Here is a 22,271-nt window from a genome sequence, read left to right as displayed (position 1 = left end):
CCGACGGAGGGAATACTTGGCCCGCAACCTACGGTTGACCACGTTGTACCCACCGCTACGAGAGGACTCACGCGCCATGAGCGAGACCACCATCACCTCCCCGACCATCCCCGAGGCCGGATCGGTCGTGATGTACTCGACGACGTGGTGCGGCTACTGCCGCCGGCTCAAGACGCAGCTCGACTCGGCCGGGATCGGGTACACCGAGATCAACATCGAAGAGGTCCCCGGGACGGCCGAGTACGTCCAGGCTGTCAACGGCGGCAACCAGACCGTGCCGACCCTCGTCTTCCCCGACGGCACGTCCGCGACCAACCCGTCCCTGGCCGACGTCAAGGCCCGCCTCACGGTCTGACACCCCGGACCCACCCGCCCGGAGCCCCCTCCACGCACCCCCGCCCCGCCGAGCTCGTGAATCCCCCGCCGAACTCGTGAGCTAGAGCCGTTCGACAGCGGACGACGTCCGTGGCTCACGAGTTCGCGGGAGCGCGGGGACGGGTAGGGCGACGGAGGGCGGGCCTGCGTCGGGCGAGCTGGGCGATTTCACGCGCCGGGCAGGGCCGCGCCGAACCAGTCTTCGATCAGCGACCTGGCGATGGACGTGCGGCTGGGCAGCACGACGGATCCGGCATCGATGGCCTCCGCGAGGCCCGCGCGGCTGAACCACCGGGCGTCGACGACCTCGTCGCCGTCGACGTGGATCTCCGTCGAGGTCGCGTGGGCGACGAAGCCCAGCATCAACGATGCCGGGAACGGCCACGGCTGGCTCCCGCGGTACTCCACCGCGCCGATCCGGACCCCGACCTCTTCCAGGACCTCGCGGCGCACGGCCGCTTCGAGCGGCTCCCCCGGTTCCACATACCCCGCCAGGGTCGAGAACTTGCCCGGCGCCCACTGTGCGGCGCGCCCCAGCAGCAGGCGGTCCCCGTCGTCGACCACGGCCATGATGACTGCCGGGTCGGTGCGCGGGTAGTGCTCACTGGCATCGTTGGTGCACCTGCGCACCCACCCGCCATGAACGGGCTCGGTCGGTTCACCGCACCGCGGGCACCGAGGATGGGCCGCGTGCCAGGCCGCGAGCGCGACGGCTTCCGTGGCCAGGCCCGCGTCCCGCGCGGAGAGGGCAGCGCCGAGATCGCGCAGCGACAGCCAGGTGTGGGCGGCGACAAGGTCACCTGCGGGGTTCACCGGGGCGATCCCCTCGAGGCCGACGGCCGGCACGCCAGCGTCGTCGGGCAGGACGAGCGCCACGAAAGCACCGGCGTCGTCCTCGCCGAGGTATAGCCACGCGCCGCGCTGCGACTCCGGGACGTCCTTCGACGGCGCGAGCGCGGGGTCCGTCGCCGGACCGGCCACGAAGACCAGCTCGGCACCGCCGGAGTCACCGGAGGCCGCGAGCCGTCCGCGGTGCACCAGCAGCACCCGCGTGCCCTCCTCGGTCAGCACGTGCGCGACGACGTCCGGTTCGGTGCGTCGGTGCGCCCCGCGTCCCGTGGTGGCCCGTGACAGCGGCAACGTATCCCAGTCGACATATCCCATGACTCCACCGTAAGACTCGCCGCCACCCACCGCGACCATCGACGCAAGGCGGGGCGGGGAGCCTTCGGGCCATTCGCCGCTGAGCCGATTACCGTTGTTGTGTGTCCCGCTCACCGCTCGCCCTCGCCGCCCTCTCGACCCTCGCCGTACCCGGTCTGGACGTCCACCACGTCCAGGAGACCACCGCGCCCGACGGCTTCGACGCCGCGATAGCGATCGACGCCGAGAAGCGCCGGTGGGTCGTCCGGGCACCAAGCACCCTGGCCGCCGGTGCGGCTCTGGAGGCCGAGGCCGCGTTCCTGTCCGGCCTGGAGGACTTCGTCGACTCCGGGCGGCTGCCCTTCGAGGTCCCGCGCGCGGCCGGCTTCGCACCACTGTCCGACGGCGGCCGGGCGGTCGTCTACCCCGAGCTGCCCGGTCACCCGCTCCGCGTCGAACGGATCGTCCCGGGTCCGGGGATCAGCGCGAGCCTGGGCCGCGCGATCGCCGCGCTGCACGAGCTGCCCGTCGCGCTCGTCGAGAGCTCCGGCCTCCCCGTGTACTCGGCCGAGGAGTATCGCCAACGGCGCCTGTCCGAGGTCGACGAGGCCGCCCAGACCGGCCAGGTCCCGGCAACGTTGCTGCGCCGCTGGGAGCGGTCGCTCGAGGACGTGTCGATGTGGCGGTTCCGCCCGACCGTGACCCACACGGCTCTCTCGGCCGAGACGCTGCTGGTCCGCGCCGGGCAGATCAGCGCGATCACCGACTTCTTCGAGGTGCAGGTCGGCGACCCGGCGGACGACCTGTCCTGGTTGCTGGTCACCGCCCCGCAGGAGTCGGTCGAGTCGATCCTGGAGGCCTATCAGCTGCGCCGCACCGAGCTGATCGACCCGCACCTGGTGGACCGAGCGCTGCTCGCGAGCGAGCTGGCCCTGGCCCGCTGGCTGCTGCACGGGGTCCGCAACGACCGGGGCGACGTGGTCAAGGACGCGGTCGGCATGCTACGCGACCTGGACCGCGCAGCGACCGAGGTCGGCGCGTTCAGCGTCGCGGTCGCCGACCAGGGCCAGTCGCCGACGGGGGGCACCTCCAAGACGCACCGCGGGAGCTCGGCCGGCGCGCCGGGCTCGAAGCCGGCGCCGACCGCACAGCCGGCGCCACGTGCCACGCCGGCCCCAGCCCCAGCCGACGCCGCCGCCGAGTCCTCAGACGCCTCCGGTCCGCAGGAGCTCCTCCCGGACTACGACAAGGTCCTGCCCCGTCCCTCCCAGGACGTCGACACAACCGCCTATGCGGCGGTCGCGGCCCCCAGCGATGAGAGCAGCGACGACGCCTGACCCAAGCTCCCGGGCTGCGCTCAGAGGGCGAGGAAACCAAGGACGGCGCTGACGACCGCGAGGAGCGTGAGCACGATCCCGACGGTCATGGGTTCGGCGCGCCGGGCGTGGACGACCGTCGCGCCGACCATCGTGATCGCGAGGCAGACCGCGGCGATCGGGGTGAGGATCAGCGCGATGTCCGTGGCCAGGGGCAGGATCAGGCCGATGGCGCCGAGGACCTCAAGGCCGCCGAGCATCTTGATAGACGTGGGGGAAACGTTCTCGACCCAGCCCATGCCCATTTCGGCGAGGGCGCTCTTCGGACGGGCAAGCTTCATGCCACCCGCGCCGAGGAAGGCGATGGCGAGCAGGACGTTGATGATCCAGAGGGCGATGAGCACCGGGTTTTCCATTCTGTCGTGCGTCGTGTGTCGTGCGCTGCGGCAAGGTTGCCGGTGCAACCATAGCGTAATCAGTTGCCGCTGCAACCATCTGTTAGGTTGGTGAGATGGCTGCACGGGTGATGGGTATGGACGAGTCGGAATCTCGTGCGTGGATCGCGCTCGTCTCTCTCGCCCAAGCCCTCACGCCAGCGCTCGACACCCGCCTCCGCCCGCTCGGCCTGACGGCGTTCGAGCTCGGCGCACTGGTCACCCTCTCGAACGCTCCCGGACGCTCCCTCCGGATCAGTCGGCTCGCCGAGCTGACCCATGCGCCGCTGCCGCGGATGTCGAAGGTTGTCGCCCGGCTCGAGGCGAAGGCGCTGGTCCGGCGCTCCGCCTGTCAGGCCGACGCGCGTGCGACGAGCCTCGAGCTCACGACCGACGGTCAGCACGCCATCCTCGCCGCTCTGCCCACCTACACGGACGAAGCCCGTGCGCTCGTCCTGAGCAAGCTGCGCCCCGACCAGATCACGATGCTCGCGGACATCCTCGAACCCATCGCCCTCGAGCTCGATCCCAACGGCCCCGTCGCCCGCGGCCGATCAGGGCAGTGCGGCGTGTCCCACTCCGACTGATCGCTCAGCCGACGCGCGGCTCACCGACGATGAGCCGCTCGAGGTCTGCCAGGCCGGCCAGGTCGGTCGGTCGGACCGTCCGGTCGTCGCCGACGTAGTAGAAGGCCGCCGAGACGTCCTCGAGCGGGACCTTGGCCCACTGCGACCATGCGATCCGATAGACGGCCAGCTGCACCTCCCGGGCCCGCATGGCCTCCGGGTCGCTCGGTGACCGGCCCGTCTTCCAGTCGACCACAACCACCCCGGGGCCGGCGGAGGCCGGCCGCTCAGAGTCAGGGAAGACCGCGTCGATCCGGGTCCTCGTGATGACCCCGGCGACGACCGTGTCGATCGCGACCTCGACGGCGATCGGCTGCAGCGCGGCCCACGGTGAGCGTTCGAAGGTGCGCCGCAGGTCGTCCAAGGTCTGGTCGGCATCCATCCGCTCGTCGTCGGCTCCGGGCATGTCGTCGAGGTCGAAGAGCGACGTCGAGCCGTAGAAGCGTTCGACCCACAGGTGGAACGCCGTCCCCCGGCGCGAGTGCACGGAGGGCTCGCGCGGGATCGGACGACGCAGCGACAGGGCGTAGGCGTCCCGGTCGAGGGCGATCTCGACCAGCCCGGAGGCGGAGATGTGGGCGGGGAACGCCATGGACGTCGCCGAGCTGCCGCGCGAGGCCCGCTCTGTGAGCAGAATCTCGCTGAGCTCAGAGAGGTCCGTGCCGTCCCGTCCGAGCACGGCGACTCCGGCAGACCGGTCGACGTCGGGCTCATCTGCGCTGGCCCCACCCGGCGAGTTGAGCGCCCGGGCGACCAGGTCAGCGGACCGGCGCAGCACGGCCACGAGCGGCGCGGGAGCCTCGCCGTCGCCGAGGAGCGGCTCCGGCCCGGCGGGCCAGTCGGCCTGCCGGGTGAGGTCGTCGCGCGGGTTGGTCGCGTCGGCGGGCGGCGCGTCGGCGACGGTGAACTCCGCGAGCACGTCGGCGTCGTGCAGCTCGGTGAGGAACAGCGACGGCGTGGTCGGTTTCTGGGCCGTGCGCCACCACGCCCCTGTCAGCAGCAGGTCCGAGCGGGCCCGGGTGAAGGCGACGTAGGCCAGCCGGCGCTCCTCGAACACCTCGTGCTCGCCGCAGCTCTCCCGGAAGTCGGTGAGGCGGGTGTTGAGCTCGGCTGAGTCGTCCGCGCCCGCCAGGTTGAGCTCGGGCAGGTCGGCGGCGTCCCCGCGCAGCGGAAACGGCAGCGCTCCGAGCCCGGTCAGCCAGCCCGAGGAGACAGGTCCCTTGGCACCGTTCGCCTTCGTCGACGGAAACACCCCGTCCACCAGGCCGGGCACGGCCACGACATCCCACTCGAGGCCCTTCGAGGCGTGCACGGTGATGAGCTGGACGGCCTTGGGGTCGGGGGCGTTCGCCGGACGGTCCAGGCCTCGTTCACGCTTCTCGGCCATCGTCAGCCAGGCGAGGAAGGCACCGAGGGTGGCCAGGTCGGAGGTGTTCGCGAAGTGCACCGCCACGTCACGAAAGGCGTCCAGATGCGCCCGGCCGCGAGGGTCGGAGGTCGGGCGGTCAGGCGATCCCTCCCAGCCGGCGGCCGCGAGGAGGGCCACCTCGATGTCCAGGCCGAGGGCCCGCTCGGCCCGGTCGACCAGCTCGGGGATGGACAGGTACGTCAGCGCCCGCAGCTCGCGGAGCATGGTAGCGAGCTCACGGAGACGCTTGCCGCCCTCGGGGGTGAACGACCGGCCGTCCGGTGCGTGCCAGTCCGCTCCGGGCAGGTCGTCGATCGCGTCGACGATCGATCGCTCGTCAGAGGAGTCCCCTTCCACGGCGCCGCCGGCGCCGTGGACGCCGTGGGCCGTTCGCCGACGGGCGAGCTCCTTGGACCGGCTGCCCAGGGCGTGCAGGTCCGCCGCACCCAGGTTGAGCCGCGGGCCGGTCAGCAGGCGCATGAGCGAGTCACCCCGAGAGGGGTCGTGGACCACCTCGAGGAGCGCGACGAGGTCGACCACCTCGGGGGTGGTCAGCAGCCCGCCGAGGCCCACGACCTCGACCGGCAGCCCGCGCATCCGCAACGCGGCCTCGATCACCGGGAACTGGCTGCGGGCGCGGCACAGCACGGCCGCCGTCGCGACCCCCGGCTTCCATCGCTTGACGATGAACTCCGCGATCGCCGCGCCCTCCTCCTCGACGGTGGGTGTGTAGACCGCGTGGACGGATCCGAGCCCGGCCGCGGGACGTGCCTCCAGGGACGGCAGGGAGTTCTCCGGGTCGGCCGCGTACAACGGGCTCGACGTCGTGTTGGCCACCTCGAGGACCGCGAGGTCGTTGCGCCAGGAGGTGCTCAGCCGGTGCACCCGTGCCGGGGTCCCGTCCGCGTCCCTGAACTGACTCGGGAACCGGGCTGGCCCCGACGCGCTCGCCCCGCGCCAGCCGTAGATGGACTGGTTGGGGTCTCCGACCGCGGTGACCGGGTGCCCGGCCCCGAACAGGGAGCTCAGCAGGCGGATCTGCGCATAGGAGGTGTCCTGGTACTCGTCGAGGAGCACCACCTTGAAACGGTCGCGCTCTCCCGGGGCCACGGCCTCGACCTCCTCGGCGAGCCGGGCCGCGAGCGCCACCTGGTCCCCGAAGTCGACCGCGTCCATGGCGCGCTTGCGATCCTGGAACGTCTCCACGACGTCGAGCAGGCGGCGGCGCTCGGCCAGCGACTGGGCGAGCTTGACCACATCGGCGTGCAGACCGGTGCGCTTGCCGCCGAAAGGCGTCGCCTCGATGTCCGCGAGCAAAGCGTCGATCCCGGACCGGGCCGCCTCGACGGAGAGCAGGTGCTCGCTCAGCGCGTTGGACAGGTCCAGGACCGCCGCCACGACGGTCGAGACCGCGGCGTCGGTCGCCAGGTCCGCGTGCCAGCTCTCCACGACGTCGCTGGCCACCTGCCAGCTCGAGGCCTCCGACAGCAGCCGCGCGCCCGGCTCCCGGCCGATCCGCAGCCCGTGATCGCTCACCAGGGATGCCGCGTAGGAGTTGTAGGTCGAGATGGTCGGCCGGTCGAGGGCATCGAGGGCGCTGCCGCCCACGGACGAGCGCGCCCGGCGCAGCTGGCGCAGTCGCTTGCTCACGCGTTCGGCGAGCTCGCCCGCGGCCTTGCGGGTGAAGGTCAGGCCCAGCACCTCGTGCGGCTCGACGAGCTTGTTGGCGATCAGGTAGACCACGCGCGCGGACATCGTCTCGGTCTTGCCGGATCCGGCCCCTGCCACCACGAGCATCGGGCTCAGCGGGGCCTCGATGACCTGGGTCTGTTCCGGGGTCGGCCGGTGCTGGTCGAGCATCTCGGCGATCTCGGCGGCGCTCATGAGCTCGGGGCTCACCCGTTCGCCTCCGTTCGGCCGGTCGGTCATGATCGGTCCTCTCGCAAAGCCGTTGACCGCGCTGCCGGGCCAGGCAGCCCCAGGTCTACCACCTGCCGCCCCTCGGACTGCAGGGGGCACGAGCGCCGGACCCCGCACATCGAGCACAGCGAGTTCTCCGTCGCGGTGAACGCCGCGCCGGCCATGGTCTCGGCCGCGTCCTCCACGAGGGTGCGTGCCCAGTTCTCCGGGTCGGGGCCGAGCGCGTCCTGACCGCGGCGGGTGCCCTTCGCACCGTCGCTGAGAAACACGAGCTGGGCACCCACACTGCGGGTCCCGGGGGGCAGCGAGGCGAACGCGCCGGCCTCCACGGCGAGCTGGTACGCGCCGAGCTGGGCGTTGGTGCGTCCCTCGGGGACGGTGGGGATGCCCTTCCCGGTCTTGAGGTCGGTCACCCGGACCCCGTCGACGCCGGAGAGCTCGAGCCGGTCGACCGCGCCGCGCAGGACCGCCCGGCCCACCATGACCTCGAAGGCCTCCTCGACGACGACGTCGCCGGAGATCTCCTTGTAGTACTCCGAGAGCCGCAAGATCATCGCGTCCGCGCGCCGGCGGGTCTGCGTCGTCGGCCATCCCTGCGGCAGACCGAGCTCGTGCCATCGGCGGTCGAGCTCGGCGGCCAGCGCGGCATGCCCAGCCGTGGGGAGCTCGCGGGCGATGTCGTGGATCAGAGTGCCCACAGACTGTGACAGGGCGCTTGCGCCCGTCCCACCGGCGCTCTCCAGTGCCCACCGCAGGGCGCACCGGTGCACCTGCTCCACCTTGGACGGGGAGACCATCACGGCCTCGCCGGGCGCCCACAGCCCCTCCCCCGATGAGACCTGCGCGGAGCCGTACCAGGTGCGCGGGTCCGCCTCGCCGACGCCGGCCCGGGCCAGCCGGGCAAGTAGCGCGGCGATCGCGCGGCCACCCTCGGCCCCGTCCGTCCGTCCGACCGCCTCGGCGAGCTCCGTCCGCAAGGTCGCGACGACGCCGCGCAGGTCGAGCGGGGCGGCGAAGACGTCCGGCGCGCTCGCCCCGGTCTCGTCCTCGTCGTCGGGGCCGGTCAGCAGCTCGACGAAGACCGACGGCTCGTTGTCGGTGTCGCTCGCGGCAGTGACGACGAGGCGCCGGGTGGCGCGGGAGACCGCGACCGCGAAGGCGCGGAGCTCGTCGGCCAGGACCGACCGACGCGCCTCACGACCGGCGCCGGCTGCATCCGCGGACCGCCCCGAGAGGACGTCCACGAGCGCCTGCGAGCCGAGCAGGGAGTCGCGCAGGCGCAGGTCGGGCCAGCTGCCGTCCTGCAGCCCGGCGACGATCACCACGTCCCACTCCCCGCCCGCGGCCCCGGCCGGGGTGAGCAGCGAGACCGTCTCGGTCGCGCCCGCACGAGCCAGGTTGTCCGCCGGCAGGTCCTGGGACTGCAGAAAGTCCGCGAAGGCGAGCGCGGTCGCCTGCGGGACCCGGTCGACAAACTGCTCGGCCGAGCGGAACAGCGCCATCACGGCGTCGAGGTCACGATCGGCCCGCGCGGAGCCGGGCCCGCCGTTGACCGCGATCGACCGCCAGGTCTCGGCGACGTCGGCCGCGGCCCACAGCGCCCACAGGACCGTCTGGGCGGTCGCGCCGGGGGCCTCGATCGCCATGCGCCCGGCCGCCAGCACCCGGGTGATCCGGCGCGGCGCGCGGGCCACGTCGGAAGGCAGCAGCTCGACCTGGGCGGGGTTGGCGATCATCTCGACCAGGAGCGCGTCCGAGGACCGGCCCCCGCCCGCGCTCAGCTCGTCGGTGCGCAGCGCCCGGCGCAGCCGTCGCAGCCCGACGGCGTCCATCCCGCCCAGCGGCGACGTGAGCAGGTCGACGACCGCCTCGACCGGGATGTCCCCCGAGACGGCAGCCCGCAGCGCGCCGAGCAGCGGCCGGACGGCAGGTTCGTCGCGCAGCGGGATGTCCGCCCCGAGCACCGTCACAGGGACGCTCGCGCTCGTCAGGGCACGTCGCAGGCGCAGCAGCTCCGAGCCGGAGCGTGCTATGACGACCATCTGGGACCACGGCGTGCCCCGGAGCAGGTTCTCCGACCGCAGCGTCTTGGCGATATGGGCCTCTTCGAGGGCCGGGCTGGGCAGGATCGCGGTCTCGACGACGCCGTCGCCGTCGCCGTCGCCGTCGGCAGAACCGTCCACGGCGCCAGGGCGTGCCTCGGCCCGTCGGTGCTCGACGGCACCCACCGACCCGATCTCCTGGGTCACCGCCTGCGTCGCCTCCCGGATGGCTGGCCCGTGCCGCCAGGCCGTCTCCAGGACCAGGGTGGTCGCCCCGAACTCTCCTTCGTCGCCGGTACCCCCGACCGCGCCTAGGACCGGCGGGCGACCGGCGGCGGCCCGCCCGATGAGCGCGGGCGTCGCGCCGCGGAAGGCCTGGGCGGAGGCGTCGGGGTCGCCGAGCAGGACGAGCCGCGCCCCAGCCGAGGCCAGTCCGTGGCAGAGCCGCGCGGTCGCCGCCGTGGCCTCCTGATAGTCGTCGACGACGACAAGGCGCCAGGCGGGACGCTCCGGCCCGCTCCAGCGCTCGAAGACGTGCGCGGCCTCGTCGACGACGACCGCCGGGTCATAGCGCGCGCCCGAGTCGGGGGTGAGCTGGCGCAGCGCCATGACCGAGAGGTACTCGTCGTAGAGGCGGCCTGCGGCCTCCCACTCGGGGCGCCCGTACCTGCGCCCGAGGGCGCACAGGTCGTCGGGTGTCAGCCCACGTTCGGCGGACCGCATGAGCAGGTCGCGCAGCTCCTCCCGGAAGCCGCGCAGCGCGAGGGTCTCGGCCGGGATCGTCGCCGGCCACGGAACGCTGACCCCCTCGCCGTGGGCGTGGCCGGCGAGCAGCTCGGCGAGTGCAAGGTCCTGCTCGGGCCCGGTGATCAAGACGGGGACCGGGTCGCCGGCGGCCTGGGCATGCTTGGTGAGGATCGCGAAGGCTGCCGAGGCAGCCGTCCGCACGACCGCCCCGCGCACGGTCATCCCGAGCCGGGCCGCGAGAGCGTCACGCAGCAGGCCGGCGCCACGCCGGGTCGCGCTGAGCACGAGGATCTCGTCGGGGTCGAGCCCGTCCCGCTCGACCGCGGTCGCCGCGATCTCGAGCGCGAGCGTCGTCTTGCCTGTCCCCGGCGCGCCCAGGATGAGCGACGTCGGTGCGGCGAGGGCCCCCTCGAGCGCCCTGACCTGCGCGGCGTCCAGCATGATGCGGCGCTCGCGCGGGCTCAAGGGCGCGTCGGCGCCCTCCGGCGCGGGGCGGCGGTCGCTGCGGGAGCCCGATCGGGGCGGGAGAAGATCCACAGGGGAATCCCACCACACGCCACTGACATCACGGTCATCGCAGATCAGGGGACGGTCACAGACCGGTCAGGGAAACGGCCACCCGTTGGGCGTGCACGCGACGAGCGCCCCACTCTGCTGGACCATGACGGGGGCCAGTGCGGCCGACGAGCTGCATTTCGCATGCCGGTGGCCCAGCACGTGGCCGACCTCGTGGTTGACGAGGTACTGGCGGTAGGCGGCCATGTCGTCGCCGTAGTTCTCCGAGCCGGTCACCCAGCGCAGGTGATTGAGCACCGCCCGCCCCTCGACGCCGCAGGACCACAGGCCGCCGGTGTCGAGCGGGGCGCAGAGCCGGTCCACGCTGGCGGGGCTGGCCAGGGTCACGGTCAGGGTCGCCTCGCCCGCGGTGCGGGAGAAGGTCTGCGACCCGTCCCCACCCCAGCTGCGCGGGTCGTTGAGCGTGGCCAGGACCTGGTCAGCGAACTTGACTGGGTCGATGTCGAGCCCCTGCTCGACCTCGATCCGGACGGACTTCACCTCGCCTGCGCCGGGAGCGGGCACCTCGCCGGGCACGACGTCGAAGACCCCGCTCGCGGCGTCGTGCACGGTCATGGAGAGCAGGCCGGCCGCGAAGCTGATCTCGTCGACGCCCTCGGGGAGCGCCTGCGGCTCGGGCACCTGCGGCTCGGGCACCTGCGGCTCGGGCACCTGCTGGCCCGCCAGCTCGGGGTCCAGGGCACCGTCCAGCGCAGTCCGCTCGACGCTGCGGCTCGCCGCATCGAGCAGCAGGTCGCGCTGGTCTGCGGCCGAGGACACGCCCGACGTCGCGTCGGCCTCGACCGAGAGCGGCGGCGGGGTGGGTATCAGCGCGGAGACGGCGGCTCCCGAGCCCACTCCGGCCACCAGCCCGGCCACGGCCAGCACGACGGCCGGGCCTGCCCGCATCCGCGACCTGGCACGCCTGCGCGGTCGCACCGGCGAGTGGCCGCGACGAGTCCCGGCGTCCTCACGCAGCTCGTGGCGGGTCGCCCCGGGCGCCTCGAAGGCACCCGTGGGCATGCCGTCGACCGTGCTCGGATCGGGGGTGGTCATCGGACCATCGTGCCAGACGATGCGACCCCTCCCCTAGGCTGTGGCTGTGACCAGCCGTCCCGCGTCCGATCCGGTGCCCGAATCACACAGACGCAACCGACCTCGCATGCCGAAGAACGAGCGGCAGGCGCAGCTTCTCGCGATCGCGCAAGGGCTCTTCGCCGCCCACGGCTTCCACCACATCTCTATGGATGACATCGCCGACCAGGCTGACGTCTCCAAGCCCATCCTCTACCGCCACTTCCCCTCCAAGCTCGACCTCTACCTCGCGGTCATCGACGAACGCGGCCAAGCTCTTGTCGACGCCGTCTCCCGCGCCCTGCAGCCCGTCGAGGGCTGGGGCATCGCCGCGAACCAGGTCCTCGACGGCTACGACGTCGTGCACGCGGTCGTGCGCGCGTACGTCGAGTTCGCGGAAGGGTCCGGGGTGGCGGCGTCACTCCTCTTCGAGTCGGACGTGACCCGGGACCCCGCCGTGCGGGAACGGGTGGAGGAGCCCAACCGGCGCAACGCGGAGCTGTTCGCCCAGGTGCTCGGCTCCATCACGGACCTCTCGCCCGCGCAGGCGCTCACCGTCGCCCGCGCGTCCACGTCGATGGCCCGGGTGGCCGCCTCGGACGCGCTGCACCCGGACCCGTCCCTGACGACGGCGGACGGCGCCACGGCGACGACCGCCCAGGAGACCGCAGATCTCATCGCCCAGTTCGCTTGGCGCGGAATCCATGGGATGTTACGGCGCGAAGAGCCACCTGTGCCCCCTGCGGCGCTCTAGGATCAGAAGCGAGCCCGGCTGATCCTCTCAGCCCTCGACCATGGAAAGTGAGACCTCGTGGACATCACGATCGGCGTTCAGAACCTGGCACGCGAAATCACCGTCGAGACGGATGCGACGGCCGACGAGATCACCAAGCTCGTGACGGCGGCCCTCAGCGGCGGGCCCGTGCTTGAGCTCGTCGACACCAAGGGCCGGCGCGTCCTGGTCCCCTCGGCGACGATCGGCTACGTCGAGATCGGCACCGAAGAGCAGCGCAAGGTCGGCTTCGGCTCCGTCTGAGCCGACTCCCGGCGTCGACCAGCCGCCTGGCCGATCAGGCCGATCCGGCCGATCAGGCCGCGAGACCCAAGCGGCCCATCCGCCGGGTGTGCTCGGCGGTGAGCTGGGCGAACACCCAGCTCTGGTCGACGTCGGCCGCTCCGGCCCGCTGGCGTGCGCCGTCGAGCACCAGCCGGCCGAGCGCATCGTTACGCGTGGCCAGGTTCTGCAGGAGGCCGAGCGCATCCCCCACCAGGCGCCGTCCCCACAGCGCGAGCCGCGAGGCGAGCACCGCGTCGCCGCTCGCGGCGTCGGCGAGCACCCGGACGGACATCTCGGCATTGCGGTTGTCGTCGAGCACCTCGATGACCAGCGCGCGGGTCTGGGCGTCAAGGCCGTCGACGGCGATCCGGCAGAAGTCGTCGGCCACGCCGTTGCCCACGTAGCCCTTGAGCAGGTTCTCCCACCACGTGCCCGGCACCGTGCGGGCGTTGTAGTCGTCGAAGGTGCCGTCGAAGGCGAGCAGCTGTGCGTCCGGGTCGCCGTCCAGCTCGCCGATCCGGGCAAGGATTCGCTCCATCCGGCTCACCGCGTCCCCTGCCAGCCGCACGAGGCGGAGCTGGTGCTCGGGGGTCGGGGCCGTGGTGGCCGCACCGGCAAGACGGGTGAAGGTCGTGAGCTCGGTGTAGGCGATAAAACCGAGGAGCTCGAGGGTGTCACTCATCCCTCCAGGATAGGACGCTGCGGCTGCCCAGCGGGTCGCCGACGCGACCGGGCGAGCGCGCCACACCCGTTCACCCGAGTGTTCTGCGGGCAATCCACTGGGATGGGCCGCTCGTCCGATAGACTGTGTGAGTACATCGGTTGCCCGGTCGTCTCGACCACAGTCACGCAGGACCGCTCAAGCGAGCGATCCGTGCCTGACACCGCAAATACGCGATCGGCTGCCGGCCACAGGCGAGCATGCCCGTCCTGACACCGGAGCGCCCTGAATTCACCAGGGCGCGACCCCTGCAGCGTCGCGCGCCGCCGCCCAGACCTACATGAGGCAACGTGACCAGCACTTCAAGCAGCGTCCAAGCTGCTGACGTAACATTCGACGACTTCGGCGTCCGTCCCGAGATCGTCCAAGCCCTGGCTGATGCAGGCATCACCACCCCGTTCCCGATCCAGGCGATGACGCTGCCGGTCGCGATGGCCGGGCACGACATCATCGGCCAGGCCAAGACTGGGACGGGCAAGACGCTCGGCTTCGGCGTGCCGCTCCTACACCGGGTCATCGGACCGGGCGAAGCAGGCTACGACGAACTTCCCGACCCGGGCAAGCCGCAGGCCCTCGTCATCGTCCCGACCCGCGAGCTCGCCGTGCAGGTCGCCAACGACCTGACCGCCGCGTCGGCGAAGCGCCCCGTGCGCATCGTCCAGCTCTACGGCGGCCGTGCCTACGAGCCGCAGGTCAGCGCGCTGACCAAGGGCGTCGAGGTCGTCGTGGGCACCCCCGGCCGAATGATCGACCTGCTCAACCAGGGGCACCTCAACCTCACCCGGGCGCAGTGCGTCGTGCTCGACGAGGCCGACGAGATGCTCGACCTGGGCTTCCTGCCCGACGTCGAGAAGCTCCTCTCGCGCACCCCGGCCTCACGCCAGACCATGCTCTTCTCCGCGACCATGCCCGGCGCCGTGGTCTCGATGGCCCGCCGCTACATGACGCAGCCCACCCACATCCGGGCCAACGACCCCGATGACGTCGGCCAGACGGTCAAGAACATCAAGCAGGTCGTCATCCGCGCGCACGCCCTCGACAAGGTCGAGGTGCTCGCCCGGATCCTGCAGGCGAACGGCCGCGGCCTCTCGATCGTGTTCGCGCGTACCAAGCGCACCGCGGCGAAGGTCGCCGACGACCTCACCGAGCGCGGCTTCGCGGCCGGTGCCATCCACGGCGACCTCGGCCAGGGCGCCCGCGAGCAGGCGCTGCGTGCCTTCCGCAACGGCAAGGTCGACGTGCTCGTCGCGACGGACGTCGCGGCCCGCGGCATCGACGTCGACGACGTGACGCATGTGATCAACTACCAGTGCCCCGAAGACGAGAAGACCTACCTGCACCGCACCGGCCGCACCGGGCGCGCGGGGCACAAGGGCACCGCGGTGACCTTCGTCGACTGGGACGACATGCCTCGCTGGGGCCTGATCAACAAGGCCCTCGGCCTGGACATCCCCGAGCCGGTCGAGACGTACTCCACGTCACCGCACCTGTACACCGACCTCGACATCCCCGAGGGCACGAAGGGTCGCCTGCCCAAGTCCGCCCAGGTCCGGGCCGGCCTCGGCGCCGAGACCCTCGAGGACCTCGGCGAGACCGGCAAGCGCGGCGGCGCCCCCAAGCGCGACGGCGGTCGTGATGGTGGACGTGACAGCGGTCGCGGCGGCTCCCGCGAGGGCGCACGCTCCGCTCCGCGCGAAGCTGGACCTGCACGCGAAGCGGCCCCTGCGCACGACGCCGCACCGGCGGGCGAGGAGCGTCGCTCCCGGTCCCGCCGCACGCGGACCGACGCGGCGCCGGCCGGAGAGGTCACCAGCACCCCGCAGTCCAGCGCAGTGCCGGACGCTGCTTCCTCGACCGCTGGGCCGTCGTCGAACACGACTGCCGTCAAGACCGAGAACGACGGGGCGGACCACCCTCGTCGTCAGCGGAGCCGTCGTCGCGCCCGCGGCACGGGCGCCGAGGGCGCACCCACCGCAGGTGGGGACGCACCGGTCACCGCATGACCTGAAACAGGCGCACACAGGAGGGGCGTGGCCGATGGCCACGCCCCTCCCGCATCTCTCCCGACGCCCGTCGAACTCGTAAAGCACCCGCCGAACTCGTGAGCCACCGGCGTCCTGACGCGAGAAGCCGGCCTCATTCACGAGCTCGGCGAGGCGTTCACGAGCTCGGCGTCAGCCGGCCGCTTGGACGAAGGCCGTCACCGCGTCGGCGATGAGCTGGACGGCGATGGCCGCGAGCAGCAGGCCGGCGATCCGGGTGACCAGGACGGTTCCGCTCTCACCCAACACCTTGTGCACCACGTTGGCGAAGCGCATGGCCAGCCACAGGCACACGCACACCGCGAGGAAGCCGAGGGAGATCGAGATCCAGTCCTGGGCGGAGCCGTCGGAGCGCTGGACGAACAGCATCGACGCGACGATCGCGCCAGGGCCGGCGAGCAACGGGGTGCCCAGGGGGACGAGGGCGACGTTGACGCCCTTGGCCCCCGGTTTGGGCTCCTCCATCTTGCCCGTGAGCAGCTCCATCGCGATGAGCAGGAGCAACAGGCCGCCAGAGGCCTGAAGCGCGGGCAAGGAGATGTGCATATAGCTGAGCAGCTGTCGACCGAACAACCCGAAGGCGAGGATCACCCCGGCGGCGACGAAGATCGCGGTCCGCGCGGCCCTGGCCCGCTGCTTGTGCGTCATGGAGCTGGTCAAGGCGAGAAAGATAGGGACCGTCCCTGGCGGGTCCATGATGACGAACAAGGTGATGAACACCTCGGTAAACAGACGTGCGTCGAGCACTGCGCTCACTGACGAATCACTTCACTACGACCTAACTCTTCTATCCGTGCGAACACCTCGGGGTGGGTGGTGTTCTCCGCGAGCCGGTTCGGTTTTCCGGTCCCGTGATAATCGCTCGACCCCGTCATGAGCAGGCCGAGCGACCGTGCGATCTCTGTGAGTCGCACCTGTTGTGCCTGACTATTGTCCCGGTGGTAGACCTCGAGTCCGACCAACCCTGCGGCGGCCATCTCCTCGATGACCTCGTCGGGGACCACTCGACCCCGCCCGTCCGCTCCCGGGTGGGCGAAGACGGGGACACCGCCGGCGTCGCGCACCGCGCGGATCACCTCAAGGCCGTCCGGGGCAAAGTGGGGCACGTAGTACGGGGTCCCGGGGCGCAGGATCGACGAGAACGCGGCGGACCTGTCGGGCAGGTACCCCAGGGCCACCAGCGCGTCGGCGATGTGCGGGCGCCCGATGGTCGTGCCCGGCTCGGTGTGGGCCAGGACGTCCTCCCAGGTGATCGCGTAGTCGACGGCGAGACGGCCGACCATGCGCCGGGCGCGTTCGGTGCGGGCGGCCTGGACCTCGGCATTCTGCAGGACGAGCGCCTCGTGGGCCGGGTCGTGCAGGTAGCTGAGCAGGTGGACGCTCACCCCGCGTGCTCGGGCCGAGAACTCCGTCCCCGGTACGAGCGCCACGCCGAACCGGCGCGCGGCGCCCGCGGCCTCGGCCCATCCGGCGGTCGTGTCGTGGTCGGTGAGGGCCACGACGTCGAGCCCGGCCTCCGCGGCAGCGGCGACCAGCGCGGCGGGACTCTCCGTGCCGTCGGAGGCGTTGGAATGGGTATGGAGGTCGATCACCGGGTCGCGAGGCACACCCTCACTGTACTTTCACGTCTCGCGCCCAGTGCTCTCGCCACCGACGGCACGGTCGGTGGCACCCTCGTAGAAGGTCACTTCTCCCATCGGTTCTCTATCACCAAGGCGGTTTCAGTGAGGCGTCCGGCTCTCGTGTTCATCCATGGCGTCCGTAGTTCCAGCGCACTGTGGGATGCCCAGATCCGCGCCGCCCACGCGGCCGGCTACGAGGCGGTCGCCGTCGACCTCCCCGGCCATGGCGCGCGCCGGGACGAACGCTTCACCCTGGACAACGCCTTCACCGTGATCGACGACGCGATCGCCTCGGTCGGGGAGGGCACCAGCCCCGTCGTGCTCGTCGGCCTGTCCCTCGGCGGGTACGTGACCCTCGAGTACGCCGCCCGTCGTCCCGCACGCCTCGCCGGCGTGATCGCCTCCGCCTGCACCTGCGACCCCAAGGGCAAGCCCGTGCGGATGTACGGTCAGGTCGCCCACCACGTGACCCGCGCCATCTCCTCCGTGCAGGCCTGGGCCGGCCGGTGGACCCCGGCTCTTGTCCCCGACCTCGCGGGCCGTCGGCTCCGTGTCGACGGCTCGACCGCACCGTTCCGTCCCGGCTGGGACGTAGTCACCGACATGCTCGGTCAGCTCGCCGGGCGGTCCTCGATCGAGAACCTCAAGCAGATCACCGTCCCCATCTGGTTCGTCAACGGCCAGCGCGACCACCTGCGCCTCGAGGAGAAGAAGTACCTCGCCGCCGTCCCGACCTCCCGCCTCGTGGTCATCCCCAAGGCCGGTCACGACGTGAGCTTCGAGGCCCCGCACGAGTTCAACCGGGTCATGCTCACCGTCCTGGAGGACATCGAGCACGAGCGCGCCACGCAACCCGCGACGGCGCGGACGCCCGCCCCGGTCGATGTTCCGGCCGCCTCGGGTGTGGCCGTGGCGCACGGGGTGTGAAGATGGACGTATGAACGACCAGACCACTCCCGTCCCCGACGCCGCCCACCCTGCGACGCACTCCGACGACCAGCCTCTCGCCGACCGGGGCGACAACCGCTCTCAGCGGCCGTCCTCCCCCGCCTTCCGGGACTTCATCACGAGCAGCTGGGCCCCGCGCGCGGGCCTGTCCGTCGAGGCCGGTCCCGCCGCTGCGTTCACCGTCTCCCGCCGCGCCGCGATCTCGGCGGCCTTCCCCGGTGACCGTCTGGTCATCCCGGCCGGCACGCTCAAGCAGCGGTCCAACGACACGGACTACCGCTTCCGCCCGCACTCGGCCTTCGCCCACCTCACAGGCCTGGGCACCGATCAGGAGCCCGACGCCGTGCTCGTCCTCGAGCCGGTGGCCGGCGGCTCCCACGACGCCGTGCTCTACGTGCGTCCGCTCGCCGCGCGCGACACCGAGGAGTTCTACGCCGACTCCCGCTATGGGGAGTTCTGGGTGGGCGCCCGCCCCTCCCTCGACGACATGACGACGCTGACCGGCATCCGGGCCGCGCACATCGACTCCCTCGCCGACGCGCTCGCGCTCGACGCCGGTACCGTGCGCCTGCGGGTCGTGCCAGACGCAGACGAGCTCGTCGCCGCCCTGGTCGAGTCGTTGCGCGCCGAGGCCGAGACGGACGCCCAGGCCGCCGCCTACGACGATCTGGACGCCGAGCTGGCCGAGGCCCTCTCTGAGCTGCGCCTGGTCAAGGACCCCTACGAGATCTCCCAGATGCGCGAGGCGGTCGCCGCCACGATCGACGGATTCTCCGGGGTGGTCCGCGCGCTCCCCCAAGCCACCGATCACCGCCGCGGCGAGCGCGTCGTGGAGACGACCTTCGACGCCCACGCCCGGCTCGAGGGCAACACCGTGGGCTACGAGACGATCGCCGCCTCGGGTGAGCACGCCACGATCCTGCACTGGATCCGCAACGACGGCCAGGTCCGCTCGGGCGACCTCATCCTGGTCGACGCGGGCGTCGAGGTGGAATCGCTGTACACGGCGGACATCACCCGCACCCTCCCGGTGAGCGGCACGTACACCGACGTCCAGCGCAAGGTCTACACGGCCGTGCTCGACGCCGCGGACGCCGCCTTCGCCGTCGCGCGCCCGGGCTCCCGGTTCGCGGACGTGCACGCCGCAGCGATGGAGGTCATCGCGGACCGGCTGGCCGACTGGGGCCTGCTGCCGGGGACCGCCGAGGAGTCCCTCGCCCCCGAGGGACAGTTCCACCGTCGGTGGATGGTGCACGGGACGAGCCACCACCTCGGGCTCGACGTGCACGACTGCGCGCAGGCGCGGCGCGAGATGTACCTCGAGGCCCGCCTCGAGCCGGGCATGGTCTTCACGATCGAGCCGGGCCTGTACTTCAAGAGCGACGACCTCTCGATCCCGGAGGAGTTCCGCGGGATCGGCGTCCGGATCGAGGACGACGTCCTGATCACCGCCGACGGCCACGAGAACCTCTCGGCCGCCCTCCCCCGCCGCCCCGAGGCAGTCGAGGCCTGGATGGCCACCTTCCGCTAGGGGGTGGGGGGCTGGGTCGGGTACTGGGGCTTGCCGTCGACCACGCGGACGCCGTACTTGGGTTCGCCGGTCGGGGCGGGGGGCGTCGGACCTGCTGGCGGCCCTGACGGCGGGGTCGCGGCCGGTTGTCCCGGGGCGACATACGGTGCTGGGGTGCCCGCCTGGACCGGTGCCGAGTATCCGACCGGCTGCTGGAGGACCGCCGCCGTGCCCTGCAGGTTCTTCTCGCGCAGGATCCGCCCGGCCTCCCCGGCGCGGTCGCTGTCGCAGAGCAGGGCGTAGGACATGGCGACGATCTGGCTCGCGGAGGTGAAGTCACGCTTGCCGCGGGTCAGGGAGTACGACAGGACCGAGAAGAGCAGCCCAAAACCGGCGCCGATGCCGATCGCCACGAACAGCGGCAGGGCCGTCCCGGTGCCCCCGAACAGGGACAGCAGCAGGCCCACGAAGAGCCCGAACCAGGCCCCTGAGGCCACGCCAGCCGCGGCCACCCGGGAGTATGTCAGCCGGCCGGTGACCCGCTCGACCATCTTCAGGTCGGTCCCCACGATCGTGACGTGCTGGACCGGGAAGCCCGCAGCAGACAGCGCCTCGACCGCCTTCTGCGCTTCGAGGTACGTCGAGTAGGCGGCGATCTGGTCACCGCGCGGGAGGGTAGGAAGCTTGGGCGCAACATTCTGGCGAGGCATGCTCATACCTCATTCTCGCCCACCTGCCGCCAACCCGCCAGATCCGGATCTGTGACCTTCACCTGCACAAACAGTGGTCGTCGCACGCCGAAGTGCAGACCAGTGCGTAGGCTTACCGCGTGAGCAGCGCCGGAACTCAAGTATTCGTCGCGCGCCTCGCCGGGACCATCGTCTTCGATCCGATCGGCGACCAGGTAGGGCGGGTGCGCGACGTCGTCATCCTCATGGGGTCCAAGGGCGCGCCGCGAGCCGTCGGGCTCGTCGTCGAGGTCCCCGGACGCCGCCGCGTCTTCCTGCCGCTGACCCGGGTCACGAGCATCGATGCCGGCCAGGTGATCAGCACAGGCCTGCTCAACATGCGCCGCTTCGAGCAGCGGGCGATGGAGACGCTGGCCGTCGGTGAGCTGCTGGACCGCACGGTTGAGCTGACCGACGGCTCGGGCAAGGCCATCGTCGAAGACCTGGCCATCGAGAAGCAGCGCACCGGGGACTGGCGGGTCAACAAGCTCTTCATCCGCCGCGCTCCCGTGGGCAAGTCCGCGCTCGGCCTGCGGCGCCGGGGTCATACCCAGGTCGTCGACCTCGACGCGGTGACCGGCCTCGCCCACACCGCCGCCTCCCAGGGCGCGGCCCGGCTGCTCGCCGCGTACGACGACCTCAAGCCCGCCGCCCTGGCCGACGTGCTGCACGAGCTGGGCGCGAGCAGGCGCCTGGAGGTAGCCACCGCCCTCGACAACGAACGCCTAGCCGACGTCCTCGAGGAGCTCCCCGGCGACGACCAGGTCTCGATCCTGTCCTCCCTCGACAACGACCGCGCCGCGGACGTCCTGGAGGCCATGCAGCCCGACGACGCCGCTGACCTCCTGCACGAGCTGCCCGTCGCGCACGCCGCCGAGCTGCTGGGCCTCATGGAGCCCGACGAGGCCAAGGACGTGCGACGCCTGCTCGCCTACGACGAGAACACCGCGGGCGGCATGATGACCACCGAGCCGGTGGTCCTGTCCCCCGAGACGTCGATCGCGGCGGCCATGGCGCACATCCGCCGCGCCGACCTGTCGCCCGCGCTGGCCTCCATGGTCTTTGTCGTGCGCCCGCCGCTCGAGACGCCCACGGGGCGCTTCCTCGGCGTCGTGCACTTCCAGAAGATGCTGCGCGAGCCGCCGCACGAGCCCCTGGGCTCGGTGCTCGACTCCGACGTCGAGCACGTGCGCACCGACGCCCCGCTCGGGCAGGTCGCGCGCCTGCTCGCGGCGTACAACCTGCTCGCCCTGCCCGTGCTCGACGCCGAACGCCGCCTCGTGGGGGTGGTGAGCGTCGACGACGCGCTCGACCACATGCTCCCCGAGGACTGGCGGGAGAGTGACGACTCCGAGAGCACCCGTGAGGGGGGACCACGTGGCTGACCGTCTGGACACGCCCAAGGAGGCCAAGCGCTCCCTGCTGCCGACCATCCGGGTCGAGCAGGACGCCTTCGGCCGCACCGCCGAGGGCATCGCCCGCTTCATGGGGACGCCGCGCTTCCTCGTCTACATGACGATCTTCTGCATCGCGTGGCTGGCCTGGAACGTGTGGGGGCCGGAGAGCCTGCAGTTCGACTCCGCGGCGCTCGGCTTCACCGCGCTGACCCTCATGCTCTCCCTCCAGGCGTCATACTCGGCGCCGCTCATCCTGCTGGCCCAGAACCGTCAGACCGACCGGGACCGGGTCACCGCCGAGCAGGACCGCCAGCTCGGCGAGCGCAACCTCGCCGACACCGAGTACCTCGCCCGGGAGATGGCCGCGCTGCGCATCGCGCTGAGCGAGGTCGCCACCCGCGACTTCGTCCGCTCTGAGATCCGCAACCTGCTCGAGGAGATCGCCCTCAAGGACAGCGCACGCGACGCCGAACGCGAGGCCGATCGTCAGGCGGAGCGTGAGGCGGAGCGCGAGGGCGAGACGCCGACCGGCAAGGACGCCCAGGCCTGACGGCGCTGGCGCGCCCACCGAAGATCTCCGCCTGTGGGCGGATGTGCGGTAGATTC

The 22,271-nt window shown here is 71.9% G+C and carries 19 protein-coding genes; 10 read left to right on the top strand and 9 right to left on the bottom strand.

The genetic code is table 11. From position 1 onward, the window contains the following. Window positions 1–76 precede the first annotated feature (76 nt). Entirely contained in the window at window positions 77–355 is a 279-nt protein-coding gene (locus tag BLQ50_RS07225; RefSeq protein WP_093182394.1) for a mycoredoxin, read from the top strand. A gap of 188 nt (window positions 356–543) precedes the next feature. Here the strand turns inward: BLQ50_RS07225 and nudC are convergent, their stop codons facing one another. Next, window positions 544–1,539: an NAD(+) diphosphatase gene (gene nudC / locus BLQ50_RS07220; RefSeq protein WP_093182393.1), complete on the bottom strand. Its 996-nt coding sequence runs from the start codon at window positions 1,537–1,539 to the stop codon at window positions 544–546. Window positions 1,540–1,640: 101 nt separating this feature from the next. On the opposite strand from nudC, the gene BLQ50_RS07215 reads away from it, so the two are divergent. Next, window positions 1,641–2,855 carry a phosphotransferase gene (locus tag BLQ50_RS07215; RefSeq protein ID WP_093182391.1) on the top strand — a complete coding sequence of 405 codons (1,215 nt, stop codon included), beginning with the start codon at window positions 1,641–1,643 and terminating at the stop codon, window positions 2,853–2,855. Between the two features lie 20 nt (window positions 2,856–2,875). On the opposite strand, the gene BLQ50_RS07210 is transcribed toward BLQ50_RS07215, so the two are convergent. Continuing rightward, complete coding sequence (locus tag BLQ50_RS07210; RefSeq protein ID WP_093182390.1) at window positions 2,876–3,238, bottom strand: DoxX family protein; 363 nt, start codon at window positions 3,236–3,238, stop codon at window positions 2,876–2,878. 107 nt (window positions 3,239–3,345) lie between these two features. On the opposite strand from BLQ50_RS07210, the gene BLQ50_RS07205 reads away from it, so the two are divergent. Then, window positions 3,346–3,855: a MarR family winged helix-turn-helix transcriptional regulator gene (locus BLQ50_RS07205; RefSeq protein ID WP_093182388.1), complete on the top strand. Its 510-nt coding sequence runs from the start codon at window positions 3,346–3,348 to the stop codon at window positions 3,853–3,855. A gap of 4 nt (window positions 3,856–3,859) precedes the next feature. On the opposite strand, the gene BLQ50_RS07200 is transcribed toward BLQ50_RS07205, so the two are convergent. From BLQ50_RS07200 to BLQ50_RS07190, 3 genes are all read right to left on the bottom strand, one after another. After that, the gene (locus BLQ50_RS07200) at window positions 3,860–7,231 is read right to left on the bottom strand and encodes an ATP-dependent helicase (protein ID WP_175559061.1); all 3,372 of its coding nucleotides are present in this window, start codon (window positions 7,229–7,231) and stop codon (window positions 3,860–3,862) included. Continuing rightward, window positions 7,228–10,548, bottom strand: a complete 3,321-nt coding sequence (locus tag BLQ50_RS07195; protein ID WP_245700941.1) for an ATP-dependent helicase — start codon at window positions 10,546–10,548, stop codon at window positions 7,228–7,230. The genes BLQ50_RS07200 and BLQ50_RS07195 overlap by 4 nt, the downstream gene beginning before the upstream one ends. A 66-nt stretch (window positions 10,549–10,614) precedes the next feature. After that, a complete protein-coding gene (locus tag BLQ50_RS07190) occupies window positions 10,615–11,622 on the bottom strand; it encodes a DUF3152 domain-containing protein (protein WP_093182386.1) in 1,008 nt (335 codons plus the stop codon). A gap of 106 nt (window positions 11,623–11,728) precedes the next feature. Between BLQ50_RS07190 and BLQ50_RS07185 the strand changes: the two genes are divergently transcribed. Together BLQ50_RS07185 and BLQ50_RS07180 are read left to right on the top strand one after the other, a co-directional pair. Continuing rightward, complete coding sequence (locus tag BLQ50_RS07185; RefSeq protein ID WP_093182384.1) at window positions 11,729–12,394, top strand: TetR/AcrR family transcriptional regulator; 666 nt, start codon at window positions 11,729–11,731, stop codon at window positions 12,392–12,394. Between the two features lie 57 nt (window positions 12,395–12,451). Continuing rightward, window positions 12,452–12,676 carry a DUF3107 domain-containing protein gene (locus tag BLQ50_RS07180; RefSeq protein ID WP_093182383.1) on the top strand — a complete coding sequence of 75 codons (225 nt, stop codon included), beginning with the start codon at window positions 12,452–12,454 and terminating at the stop codon, window positions 12,674–12,676. 52 nt (window positions 12,677–12,728) lie between these two features. On the opposite strand, the gene BLQ50_RS07175 is transcribed toward BLQ50_RS07180, so the two are convergent. After that, window positions 12,729–13,379: a ferritin-like fold-containing protein gene (locus BLQ50_RS07175; RefSeq protein ID WP_093182381.1), complete on the bottom strand. Its 651-nt coding sequence runs from the start codon at window positions 13,377–13,379 to the stop codon at window positions 12,729–12,731. Window positions 13,380–13,708: 329 nt separating this feature from the next. Between BLQ50_RS07175 and BLQ50_RS07170 the strand changes: the two genes are divergently transcribed. Next, window positions 13,709–15,421 (top strand): DEAD/DEAH box helicase, encoded by a 1,713-nt coding sequence (locus BLQ50_RS07170; RefSeq protein ID WP_093182380.1) that lies wholly within the window; start codon window positions 13,709–13,711, stop codon window positions 15,419–15,421. 171 nt (window positions 15,422–15,592) lie between these two features. Here BLQ50_RS07170 and BLQ50_RS07165 read toward each other — a convergent pair whose 3' ends face one another. Both BLQ50_RS07165 and BLQ50_RS07160 read right to left on the bottom strand, forming a co-directional pair. Then, window positions 15,593–16,216 carry a MarC family protein gene (locus BLQ50_RS07165; protein WP_093182378.1) on the bottom strand — a complete coding sequence of 208 codons (624 nt, stop codon included), beginning with the start codon at window positions 16,214–16,216 and terminating at the stop codon, window positions 15,593–15,595. Beyond that, a complete protein-coding gene (locus BLQ50_RS07160) occupies window positions 16,213–17,067 on the bottom strand; it encodes a PHP domain-containing protein (protein ID WP_093182642.1) in 855 nt (284 codons plus the stop codon). The genes BLQ50_RS07165 and BLQ50_RS07160 overlap by 4 nt, the downstream gene beginning before the upstream one ends. A 117-nt stretch (window positions 17,068–17,184) precedes the next feature. On the opposite strand from BLQ50_RS07160, the gene BLQ50_RS07155 reads away from it, so the two are divergent. Together BLQ50_RS07155 and BLQ50_RS07150 are read left to right on the top strand one after the other, a co-directional pair. Next, window positions 17,185–18,009 (top strand): alpha/beta fold hydrolase, encoded by an 825-nt coding sequence (locus tag BLQ50_RS07155; RefSeq protein WP_245700939.1) that lies wholly within the window; start codon window positions 17,185–17,187, stop codon window positions 18,007–18,009. Window positions 18,010–18,019: 10 nt separating this feature from the next. Beyond that, entirely contained in the window at window positions 18,020–19,561 is a 1,542-nt protein-coding gene (locus BLQ50_RS07150) for an aminopeptidase P family protein (protein WP_175559060.1), read from the top strand. Here the strand turns inward: BLQ50_RS07150 and BLQ50_RS07145 are convergent. Continuing rightward, window positions 19,558–20,256, bottom strand: coding sequence for a YflT domain-containing protein (locus BLQ50_RS07145; protein ID WP_093182376.1), 699 nt, complete (start codon window positions 20,254–20,256; stop codon window positions 19,558–19,560). The two genes, BLQ50_RS07150 and BLQ50_RS07145, sit on opposite strands and share 4 nt — an antisense overlap. Before the next feature lie 113 nt (window positions 20,257–20,369). Here BLQ50_RS07145 and BLQ50_RS07140 point away from each other — a divergent pair, with 113 nt between their 5' ends. Continuing rightward, window positions 20,370–21,653, top strand: a complete 1,284-nt coding sequence (locus BLQ50_RS07140) for a magnesium transporter MgtE N-terminal domain-containing protein (RefSeq protein ID WP_093182374.1) — start codon at window positions 20,370–20,372, stop codon at window positions 21,651–21,653. Further along, entirely contained in the window at window positions 21,646–22,215 is a 570-nt protein-coding gene (locus tag BLQ50_RS07135) for a DUF1003 domain-containing protein (RefSeq protein ID WP_093182373.1), read from the top strand. The genes BLQ50_RS07140 and BLQ50_RS07135 overlap by 8 nt, the downstream gene beginning before the upstream one ends. The last annotated feature ends 56 nt before the right edge of the window (window positions 22,216–22,271 follow it).

Source organism: Sanguibacter gelidistatuariae (genome assembly GCF_900096585.1).
GTDB classification, from domain to species: domain Bacteria; phylum Actinomycetota; class Actinomycetes; order Actinomycetales; family Cellulomonadaceae; genus Sanguibacter; species Sanguibacter gelidistatuariae.
Note: the sequence above shows the minus strand (reverse complement) of the source record. Positions and strands in the feature narration are given on the sequence as shown.

What these genes read in the sequence shown, in the direction of transcription:
- BLQ50_RS07225 (WP_093182394.1), top strand. Translation starts at nt 77, where the DNA reads ATGAGCGAGACCACCATCACCTCCCCGACCATCCCCGAGGCCGGATCG.
- nudC (WP_093182393.1), bottom strand. Translation starts at nt 1,539, where the DNA reads ATGGGATATGTCGACTGGGATACGTTGCCGCTGTCACGGGCCACCACG.
- BLQ50_RS07205 (WP_093182388.1), top strand. Translation starts at nt 3,346, where the DNA reads ATGGCTGCACGGGTGATGGGTATGGACGAGTCGGAATCTCGTGCGTGG.
- BLQ50_RS07200 (WP_175559061.1), bottom strand. Translation starts at nt 7,231, where the DNA reads ATGACCGACCGGCCGAACGGAGGCGAACGGGTGAGCCCCGAGCTCATG.
- BLQ50_RS07190 (WP_093182386.1), bottom strand. Translation starts at nt 11,622, where the DNA reads ATGACCACCCCCGATCCGAGCACGGTCGACGGCATGCCCACGGGTGCC.
- BLQ50_RS07185 (WP_093182384.1), top strand. Translation starts at nt 11,729, where the DNA reads ATGCCGAAGAACGAGCGGCAGGCGCAGCTTCTCGCGATCGCGCAAGGG.
- BLQ50_RS07175 (WP_093182381.1), bottom strand. Translation starts at nt 13,379, where the DNA reads ATGAGTGACACCCTCGAGCTCCTCGGTTTTATCGCCTACACCGAGCTC.
- BLQ50_RS07150 (WP_175559060.1), top strand. Translation starts at nt 18,020, where the DNA reads ATGAACGACCAGACCACTCCCGTCCCCGACGCCGCCCACCCTGCGACG.
- BLQ50_RS07145 (WP_093182376.1), bottom strand. Translation starts at nt 20,256, where the DNA reads ATGAGCATGCCTCGCCAGAATGTTGCGCCCAAGCTTCCTACCCTCCCG.